Genomic DNA, 10,530 nt, shown 5'->3' with positions numbered 1-10,530 from the left:
CCACCGGCGGCAGGCTGTCCGGCGTGACGCGGTTTGCCAGCCCCTGTTCGTTGTAGGCGTGTTTCGTCTCATGCTGCCACAGCATCTCCCCCGTCTCCGGGTTCTCCACCGTCTGCCGTTCGCCCGTCAGGCGGCCTTTATCGTCATAGCCGTAGTGGACCGCCACACGGTGGCCTTCACTGGTATGGCTGATGGTGGTTAACCACCCGTGCTCATCATACTGCCACTGCTCCGCCGGGTCGCCGTTCACCGTACGGTGCGTGATGCGGTCCGACGCATCGTAGTGCCAGAGGGTGATAAGCCCCTCGTCTTCACTCTGCGTGAGTTTTCCGGTCAGGTCATAGTGGTAACGTTGCGTCCGGCCGTCAAAGCCGCGCTGCTCCGTCAGCCTGTCGACCGGGTCATACCGGAACGTGGACTGGCTGCCGTTCTCGTTGGTCAGCACAGTGATGCGCCCGGCAGCGTCATACCCCATGCTGCGCGTCAGACCGCCTTCCGTCACACTCACCGGACGCCCGCGTTTATCATATTCGATGGTGCTGCGTTTACCGTCCGGTGATACCGTTGCTGTCAGGTCGCCTGCGGCGCTGTACTCATAACGGGTCTCCCGCCCCTGCGCATCCTTCTGACTGACCAGTTGCCCACGCGGGTTATAACTGCTGTAAGTGCTGATGCCTTCCTCCCGGTGAACGGCGATTTGTTGACCGTACCGGTCGTACTCATACCGCGTCGTGTACCCCGAGCAGTCCGTGAAGGCCAGCAGTTGACCGTAACGGCTCCATGCCATCTGTTTTGTACTGCCCGTCGCGTCCTGTATCCCTGTCGGCAGCTCACTCGCCGGGTCATCATAGCTGTACCGCGTTGTCTCACCGCTGCGCGAGGTCTCCGCCGTCAGCCTTCCCTTCTCATCATACTCCCGGCTGCTGCGAAGCCCGTCCGGGTACGTCACCGACGTCACCTGCCGCTGGCTGTTATAGCCATACCGCACCGTCCTGCCGTCCGGCCCCGTCACCGCTGTCACCGCGCCCGACGCCATATGCAGCCGGTACTCCGTCCGCCGCCCCGCCGCATCCGTCTGTGCCTTCAGCCTCCCCGCCTCATCATACTCGCTGCGGGTAATGCTCCCGTCCGCATGTTCCTTCTTCACCACCCGCTTCAGGCCGCCCTCGCCCTCCGTGTACAGCACCTCCCGCCGGTTCAGGCTGTCCGTGATGGTCACACGGTCCTGCCCGTACTCAAAGCGGTAGTCCAGCCCCTCCGGGTTGACCTGCTCCGTCACCCGGCCGGTATCATCATACCGGTAGCGGCTCTCCGGCCTCCCCGCATAATGGTGCGCCACCATCCGCCCGGCGTGCTCCGCATCATAAGCAAACCCGCGCACCTGCGTCCCGCTGCGGTCATACACCGCCCGCAGTTCTCCGCTGGCCGTGTACGTGTAGCGCGCCAGCGGCGCAGTCGGCTGTTCATCCGGGTATGCCGGGTCGTGTGTCAGCCACACCGCCTCCAGCCGGATACCGTTATCCGTGCCGTATCCTGTACCGGCGGGCAGCGTGTCGGGGAAAACCAGAGAAGAGGAAGCAGAACGGGGACCGGCAGGGGAAGATAAAGACGTGGCGCGCTGTTTACGGAATACTTCCGCCCGCTGTGCCTGTGTGGTCAGCACCAGGTGAAAACGGCGGCCCGCGCCGTCCGTCACCCCCGTCACCGCGCCCGCCACATCACCCTCCGCCGCCCGGTGAAAGGCCAGCGTCCGCCCGAAGCCGTCCACCACGCCCGTCAGCACCCGGTATGCGGGCGGCGGAGGCGGCAGCACCTCGTCCGCCCCCGGCACCCGCTCCGGCCAGCTGAGTATCCACCACGGCCCCTGAAGGCTGTTTGTCGCCAGGTACACATGCGGACTCAGGCGAACATCTTCCGGCAGCACCTGCCAGAGCGCGCTTAGCGGCTGCGAACTGTGCTGCGCCGCTACTCCGCCCCGCGCCAGCCAGAGTGACTCGCTGCGGCTGTAGCTTATCTCGCCGGGAAACAGCGGCTCAAAGTGAATGCTCCTGCCGCCGCTGTCGTTGAGTATCAGGCCTTCATCGCGTATCTGTAAGCGGATATCGAAGGGCGCTTTCCAGCCGGGACCAAACACCCCCACCGGCGCGGGTGTTCTGGTCCGGTAGCTGCTGTAGGCGCGGGAAAGAATAAACGGCAGCGGGCCGGGCAGCGCAAGGTCCGTCTCGCCCGGCAGCACCTTCGCACCCAGCAGCGGGTTCACCGGGTTAGCATAGGTAATCCCTCCCGGACATACCGAACAGGCCACTCCCGTCGGCGCACCTATCAGCACCCCCGCTGAACCCTGCACAATATCCAGTCCCTTGCGGGTCATATCACCCTGCCGCGCCGCCGGTTTTCCGCCCATGAATCAATTCCTTCTGCTTTTAATATGGTTTATCTGGTCACTGCACCAGTTCCGTTTTAATTTTTTGCACCTGACTCAAAATTGCCGCATATCCGGCATTCCGGGGGGTAAATCTTTCGGCACAGGCGCATCCGGTACAGGTTGTGTGGCACCACAGTTCCAGTTAATCACTGGCGCATCACCGTTCACATCCGACTCCCCTTCCAGATGAATGTGCGTACCATTGAGAAATATGCTTCCGTCCTTCGTCAGCACCAGCCTTGCCTTACCACAGCAGAGTTCAAGATGCTCACCGGCAGAATAAACTGCTGTTTGTCCGGTGTTTTCCTTCATTGTCTTGCCCACCGAGAAGGTGACGTTATTCCCCACATTGACGCTGTAGCCCATTCCCACCATCAGTGATTTATGCAGCCCTACCTGTGAGGACTGCAACAACGCCACCGAGGTATTCATAATGCCGCCTACCGTCGTCTGGTAAGCCACACCCACCGTCAGCGCACGAATGATCCCCACCTTTTCAACCTGGTTTGATCCCACTTTGATAATCTGGTTACTGCCCACCGTTTCCACCTGGTTGACACCAACCGTCTGTATCTGATTAACGCCAATGTTCTGGATCTGGTTATTGGTAACGGTGATCGCCTGGTTGTTACCTATTTTTTCGGCATGGTTGTTTATCACATCCGTGGTGCGGTTATTCAGCACCTCGGTGTTCATGTTCTTCTGCGCGTGGATGTAGACCTGTTCTTTCCCTGTCGCATCGTCAAACTTCAGTTCATTAAACCCGCTGCCCTTATAGGTTTTCGAACGAATGGTCATCTGCGTCTTTGTTCCCGGCAGGCTGCCGGGTGTGCGGTTTTCCTGGTGGTAGGTGCGCCCCATAATGATCGGCTGGTCCGGATCGCCGTTGAGGAAGTCCACAATCACCTCCTGACCCACACGCGGTATCGCCAGGTTACCGAATCCGGTGCCTGCCCACGCCTGTGCCACACGGATCCAGCATGAACTGTCCTGGTTTGACGGGTTATAACGGTCCCAGTTAAATTTCACCCGCACGCGGCCATGTTCATCACAGAAGATTTCCTCGCCTGCCGGTCCCGTCACGACAGCGCTCTGCGGGCCGTCCACCAGCGGTTTCAGCAACGGCTGTGGTCGCCATGTTCTGTCTGCCGGGATCACCGCAAAGTGATTATTCAGCGTGGTGCCTGAACCACTGCGTCCCGGCACCGCCTGCGGCTGCTCGCCGTGCAGTTCACTTGCCACCACCTGCCATTCCCGGTTCAGGTTCGCCTGCGGATGCCCCGTCAGCGCAATTCGCCGTCCCGGCCATATCTCCGGAGAACGGCTTGTTCCGCGCGCCACTTCTGCGTTGTTTCGCCAGCCATCCATCTGCCAGCGGGCAAAGTTCTGCCCGTGGGCACCCTTGAAACGTCCGGGGTAGTCATACACTTCATACTGTGTGCGCTGGTAATCCTGGTACTGGCCTTCCTGATCAAAACGCCCTGCCCAGCCGGGTCGTTTAAAGGTGTAGTCTTTGGTCACCACGGAAGAAGGGCGGATTTGTGCGCTGTAGCGAAACTGGCTGATGCAGAGGGTGCTCACCTCGGTACGGGTGTTCGGATTCCAGGGGATCTCAAAGGACTCCGGCAGATAACGCACGGTATCGCACAGGACCAGGCTCTGGTCGGTACTTTTTTGCGCGTGCTCCTCATAAAAGAAGATGCCTTCCTCCGCCGCCATCCGGCACAGGAAATCGTAATCAGTCTCACCGTACTGGACACAAAACTCACGGGAAGGATGTGGCTCGCTGAACAGCGGGCTCCACTCGGTCACCCCGTTTTCCTGCAATATCGTGCCGAGGATGCTTTCGATGTCCTCATTCTGGAAGATACGGAAGTTCTGGCGCAGCCCTGTGCGCCACAGCGGTGGGCACACCTTCATGCTGTACAGCATCTGGTTTTTGTCGTTCTCCCCCAGTTCAAACCAGGTCACCATACCTTTCACCCGGCGCTGTACGTCATCGCCCTGCCATATCGTCAGGTAGGCCATTTTGTCGAGGATCTGCTGGAATTCAAGGGAGAGAAACTGCTGGCTGACCAGAGAGAGATCGAGGGAAAAAAGCGAAGAGAGTGACTGGTTCAGATGAAAGGAGACCACCGCAAAAGCATCCGGTGGCAGGCCGTCCACTTCCAGCGTGAAACGTAATCCGGTTGACATAGCAACCTCCGGGGTTAAGGAAAAACAGACAGTTCGCTGTTAAAGCGGCTGTGACAGTACAGTGTTACGCTTGCGTTCAGGCACGCTACCGCCGAAGTTTCCGGCAGCCGCCATCTCCCGTGAACGTAACCCCTTACTGACAACCTTTCTTTCTACGGCGTAATACAAAAACAGCATCCGGCCTGATAGCCGGATGCTGTTGGCTTAACTTATGCTTCCAGCGGTGCGCGCCAGTCGTCGGCACCGGAGGTGCCAGATTTGACGTGTTCCCATTCAATTTTGCGGTAGGCCAGTGAAACTTCGAGCAACTGGGTGAACTCGCGTTTCGCCGGGTCCTGGCAATGCGGCATATGCAGTTTCATATCGACAATCGTCGAATCAGTCAGGCGGGTAGTGAAATAATGCTCCTGTTTGCCTTCCACAGAGGTACGCCACCAGTGAAGTTCAGTGGTTGGCAGCATTTCGCCGGAGGCCAGTGCGTTGTACATCAGCGGAACCGCTTTGTTCAGCGCCACGGTAAAAATGAAAGGCTTGTGAGCACGCTGACCCGCAGGCTGACCGGACTGAGGATCGGTCGGGACAGTAACGTTATGCAGGAATTCCTGCACCAGCATCTCGTCTTCGTGCCCCTGCACATAGATGTTGCCGACAGAATCAGCGGTAAATGCACCTGCAGTAATATTTCCCTGGGTCTGACCAGTGATGGAGATATAACACGGTGTTGGCATTTGTAAACTCCTTGTTAACGTGGTTAATTACTACTTACAATGACCTGCCGTTAATCCCAGACAGGCAGATGCAGCTCACTTCACGGAACCGCATCATTTTTCAGTATTTTTTACATACAAACCGAGCTAGAATTTACGGTTGTCGTAAAAACTATTTTTAAAATCATTAAATCTCTTATTCAGCAATAACTTAATAATATATATCTGGATAACCATACCCAACTGTTCAAAGTCCGTATTGCCTCCATAAAATGGCCAAAGCTGAATCATGAATAAATATTGTATTTATCCTTTCTGAATTATCATTTTGATAATTTTTGAGATATTCCTTAAAAATACCCACTTAATCAATCACAAAACAAATATATAAACAAGCAATCATTAGATTAGCTTATGTTTAATAAAATTATTATATAATTCAATAAGATGCATAAAAAACTCTATATTTAAATTATTGCCATAATACACCTGTCGCGAATTGCACAGGTTCATACAATCTATTTAACGCTTGCAGAATACCCCTCTTTACGATCGATAAAAAGTCCTTTTCTTATTTATTTTGAAGCGTAAAATGCGGGGTGATGAAGGAGTGGTGATTTTATTTTCACCGCCATCAAGGCGGCATTTCCGATATTTTTTGCGGTACGAATATGCCGTGTTCATGGCCTGTACGAGATAACATGACGGATCACTTTTATGAGCAAAAAATTTGAAGGCAGCGTCGCGCCTCGCGAGCGTATTAATATATCGTATGTCCCAAAAACAGATGGCCAGACGGCTGAAGTGGAACTTCCGCTTAACATGCTCGTTGTCGGCGATACCGGAAATACGCAGGAAACATCCCCACTGGATGAACGTCAGGCAGTTTCCATTAACAAGCACAATTTCGGTGCAGTGATGGCTGAAGCAGCCATTGGCCTAAATTTTACTGTCCCCGCCACGCTGAAGGGAAGCACAACAGACGATGAACTGAATGTGGCGCTGAATATCAAATCACTGGATGATTTTTCACCAGATAGCGTGGCCCGGCAGGTTCCGGAAGTGAATAAATTGCTGGAACTGCGTGAAGCACTGACTGCACTGAAGGGGCCGATGGGTAACCTTCCGGCATTCCGTACCCAGCTCCAGGCATTGCTGGAAAATGAAGAGTCCCGCGAGCAGTTGCTCAAAGAAATCGGTCTGGTGAGCAATAAATAACCACCACTATTTCATTAAACAGGGTTATCCAGGCATGACGGCACACAAAAATATCTCCGGGACATACCACCTCTCTGTTGCAGACATTCTGCAGGTGGTTTACCAGGTATGTTTCAGCCCGTCCGTTGAAATCAACCAGGATGGTGTGGCTGCGCTGATTACAACACTGGATCGCCGTATCAGTGATCTATTGGATGAGATTATCCATTTTTGTGAGTTTCAGCAGAGCGCGTCGCACTGGCAGCGCGTACTTCACTGATGGCGAAAAGCCGGTTTCAGAAACACAGCTAAAACAGAAGGATTTTCAGTATGTCTTTACAGGAAGAGGAACTCGTTTCCAGTCATGCCGGGCAGCCTGAGCAGGCATCGTCGCTGCTTGATCAAATCATGGCACAGACCCGTATTCAGCCCGGTTCGGAAGGTTATGACGTTGCCCGCCAGGGTGTGACAGCCTTTATTGCCAGCATCCTGCAATCCACTGCATCTGCCGAACCGGTCAATAAACTGGCCGTGGACAGCATGATTGCAGATATTGATGAACGCATCAGCCGCCAGATGGATGTCATCATCCATGCGCCTGCCTTTCAACAGGTCGAATCGTTCTGGCGCTCACTGAAAACCATGGTGGATCGCGTTGATTTCCGTGAAAACATCAAGGTCAACGTGCTTCATGTCACCAAGCAGGAACTTCTGGAAGACTTTGAGTTTGCGCCAGAAATTATTCAGTCCGGATTTTATAAGCACGTTTATTCGTCCGGTTTCGGACAGTTTGGCGGTGAACCCATCGCTGCCGTGCTGGGCGCTTATGAGTTCAAAAATACCGCGCCTGACATGAAACTGCTGCAATACGTCAGTGCCGTGGGCGCAATGGCGCACGCACCGTTCCTGTCCTCCGTTTCCCCGGAGTTTATGGGGCTGAACTCGTGGACCGAACTGACTAATATCAAAGATCTTTATGCCATCTTTGAAGGTCCGGCCTACACCAAATGGCGCGCCCTGCGTGACTCGGAAGATTCGCGCTATTTAGGGCTTACGGCACCCCGCTTCCTGCTTCGCCAGCCCTATTCACCAACAGATAACCCTGTTAAGAACTTTAACTATTACGAAGATGTCAGCCAGAACCACGAAGATTATCTGTGGGGTAATACGGCCTGGATGCTGGCATGCAATATCGCAGACAGTTTTGCCAAATACCGCTGGTGTCCAAACATTATCGGTCCGCAAAGCGGCGGCGCAGTGAAAGATCTGCCGGTGCATCTGTTCGAAACGATGGGGCAGATTCAGGCCAAAATCCCAACCGAGGTGCTGGTCACCGATCGCCGCGAATTTGAACTGGCTGAAGAGGGTTTTATCACCCTTACCATGCGTAAAGACTCTGATAATGCAGCCTTTTTCTCTGCAAACTCGGTACAAAAACCGAAGCACTTTCCGGGAAAAGATGCAGAAACCAACTATAAGCTGGGTACGCAGCTTCCTTATCTCTTCATCATCAATCGGTTAGCGCACTACATCAAGGTGTTGCAGCGTGAACAACTGGGGTCATGGAAAGAAAGGAGCGACTTAGAAAGAGAGCTTAATACCTGGATCCGTCAGTATGTTGCCGACCAGGAAAACCCGCCTGCAGACGTGCGCAGCCGCAAACCTCTGCGCGCTGCCAAAGTTGAGGTTATGGATGTAGAAGGCGAACCCGGCTGGTACCAGGTTGCGCTAAGCGTGAGACCTCATTTTAAATTTATGGGGGCAAATTTTGAGCTTTCCCTGGTTGGCCGGTTAGACAGGGAGTAACACACCATGATACCGGATCGGGAAAGAACCACAGGTTCTCTTTTTGAGCGTATGGAAGCCTCTTCGGCCAGAAACCGGCAGGGAGGCAGTATTCATTCGCTCAGGCAATCCATTCGCCAGAACCTACGAAACATTCTTAATACCCGGTCCGGTAGTTGCCGGGGTGCGCCTGAGCTGGGCATTGATGAACCGGAAGGGGCTGAAAACTTCCGCGAATCCATGAGTCGGGCCATCGAGCAATGTATAGAACGCTATGAACCCCGGATCTCACACGCTGAAGTGCAGGCAGTGGTTTCATCCGCCTCCAGCCCGCTGGATATGACGTTTCATATTACAGCCTGGGTGACATTTAACGAAACGCATGAGGTGCTTGAATTTGATATGGCACCGAATGGCAGCCAGCATTACCGGGTGGACTGACAAATGGAATTTGAAGAACGCTATTTCCGGGAAGAACTCGATTACCTGCGCCAGCTTAGCAAGCTGCTGGCAACGGAAAAACCCCATCTGGCCCGCTTCCTGGCCGAAAAAGATGCGGATCCGGATATTGAACGCCTGCTGGAAGGGGTGGCTTTTCTTACCGGCAATCTCCGCCAGAAAATTGAGGATGAATTCCCAGAACTGACGCACGGGCTTATTAAGATGCTATGGCCTAATTACCTGCGTCCGGTTCCGGCAATGACCCTTATTGAATATACGCCGGATATGGATAAGTCTTCTGTACCGGTGTTAATCCCCCGTAATGAGCAGTTTACAACCAACGCCGGGGAAATCAGAGTTGATGAAGTGCTGCCCTCTGATGCTAAAAAGGAGGAGCCGCCTCCCTGTACCTTCACCCTCTGCCGGGATATCTGGCTGCTGCCCGTTCGCCTGGAGCAGATTGAAAACCGCAGTACGACCCGTAATGGTGTTATCAACATCACCTTTTCGGTCGCACCGGGAACGGACTTCCGCACGCTGGATCTGAACAAACTCCGCTTCTGGCTCGGCAATGACGACAACTATACCCGTGACCAGCTTTATTTATGGTTCTGCGAATACTTGCAGGGTGCCGACCTGACTGTGGGTGAACAGCATATTCGCCTGCCTGAGTTTATGCTAAAAGCTGTCGGTTTTGAGCCGCAGGATGCCATGCTGCCCTGGCCGAAAAACGTCCACAGCGGCTACCGGATCCTTCAGGAGTATTTCTGTTACCCCGATGCGTTTCTCTTTTTTGATCTTTGTGGTTGTCCGGCTTTGCCTGACGGATTGCAGGCGGAATTCTTTACCCTGCAACTGCGTTTTTCGCGCCCTTTGCCCGTGGACATCCGGCTGCGCCGCGATTCCCTGCGCCTGTATTGCGCACCTGCCATTAATTTATTTATCCACCATGCAGAAGCCATCACGCTGGACAACCGGCGGGCAGACTATCCGCTGGTTCCCAGCCGCCATTACCCACAACATTACGATGTATTTTCCGTTAACAGTGTGGTGAGCCAGGTCCAGGATATGTTCAGGAAAAAAGATCTGGGGCGTCCTGTTTCGACGCAGGCCGCGCGCCAGTGGCCAGCCTTTGAAAGTTTCAGCCATCAGATGGAATACAGCCGGAAGCGGGAAGTGGTGTACTGGCATCACCGGACCAAAACATCCCTGTTCCATCGCGGCTTTGATCATACCCTTGCCTTTATACATGCTGATGGCAGTTATCCGTCAGACGAATCTCTGCTCAGTAATGAAGTGGTTTCGGTATCGCTGACCTGTACCAACCGTGAGCTTCCGTCACAAATTCGTTCCGGTGATATCACCGGCACAACCGGTAAAAATGCGGCTGTTGCTTCATTTCGCAACATTACCCGCCCGACGCAACCACTCTGGCCGGTCATTGATGGCAGCCTGCACTGGTCCCTGCTCTCCGCCATGAACCTGAATTATCTGTCATTACTGGATACGGACGCGCTGAAGCAGGTCATCGCCAACTTTGATCGCCACGCAATCCATCATCCGCAGACGGCGCGGCTGTCACAACAAAAGCTGGATGCCATTGAGCGTCTGGAGACCCGACCCGTTGATCGCCTGTTTACGGGTATTCCCGTTCGGGGGCTGGCCTCCACGCTGTATCTGCACCCGGAGCCGTTTGTTGTAGTGGTCAAGTAATATTGGCCACGGTTTTACAGTAAAAATGGTATCTGTTCTCTGACTCTTCCGGCGTCAGCCCACCGT

The 10,530-nt window shown here is 54.2% G+C and carries 7 protein-coding genes and 1 pseudogene; 5 read left to right on the top strand and 3 right to left on the bottom strand.

The window, feature by feature from the left end:
* The 3 genes from FTE26_RS06180 to FTE26_RS06170 all read right to left on the bottom strand — a co-directional run.
* On the bottom strand, positions 1-2,404 hold a 2,404-nt coding region (locus FTE26_RS06180; protein ID WP_272457518.1), incomplete at its 3' end, for a DUF6531 domain-containing protein.
* Between the two features lie 75 nt (positions 2,405-2,479).
* Entirely contained in the window at positions 2,480-4,621 is a 2,142-nt protein-coding gene (locus FTE26_RS06175) for a type VI secretion system Vgr family protein (protein WP_000103312.1), read from the bottom strand.
* Positions 4,622-4,830: 209 nt separating this feature from the next.
* Positions 4,831-5,349, bottom strand: a complete 519-nt coding sequence (locus FTE26_RS06170; RefSeq protein ID WP_001142958.1) for an Hcp family type VI secretion system effector — start codon at positions 5,347-5,349, stop codon at positions 4,831-4,833.
* 696 nt (positions 5,350-6,045) lie between these two features.
* On the opposite strand from FTE26_RS06170, the gene tssB reads away from it, so the two are divergent.
* From tssB to tssF, 5 genes and pseudogenes are all read left to right on the top strand, one after another.
* Positions 6,046-6,546 (top strand): type VI secretion system contractile sheath small subunit, encoded by a 501-nt coding sequence (gene tssB / locus FTE26_RS06165; protein WP_000037388.1) that lies wholly within the window; start codon positions 6,046-6,048, stop codon positions 6,544-6,546.
* A gap of 34 nt (positions 6,547-6,580) precedes the next feature.
* A complete protein-coding gene (locus FTE26_RS06160; protein ID WP_000123970.1) occupies positions 6,581-6,805 on the top strand; it encodes a hypothetical protein in 225 nt (74 codons plus the stop codon).
* Positions 6,806-6,855: 50 nt separating this feature from the next.
* Entirely contained in the window at positions 6,856-8,331 is a 1,476-nt protein-coding gene (gene tssC / locus FTE26_RS06155; RefSeq protein WP_000056984.1) for a type VI secretion system contractile sheath large subunit, read from the top strand.
* Positions 8,332-8,337: 6 nt separating this feature from the next.
* Positions 8,338-8,751, top strand: a complete 414-nt coding sequence (tssE, locus tag FTE26_RS06150) for a type VI secretion system baseplate subunit TssE (RefSeq protein WP_000611742.1) — start codon at positions 8,338-8,340, stop codon at positions 8,749-8,751.
* A 3-nt stretch (positions 8,752-8,754) separates the two neighbouring features.
* Positions 8,755-10,449, top strand: a pseudogene (gene tssF / locus FTE26_RS06145) (type VI secretion system baseplate subunit TssF); the annotation flags it as partial.
* Between the last annotated feature and the right edge of the window lie 81 nt (positions 10,450-10,530).

It is taken from the genome of Escherichia sp. S10b, from assembly GCF_028421345.1.
Taxonomy (GTDB): domain Bacteria; phylum Pseudomonadota; class Gammaproteobacteria; order Enterobacterales; family Enterobacteriaceae; genus ECMA0423.
This window is presented reverse-complemented; position numbering and strand designations above follow the sequence as displayed.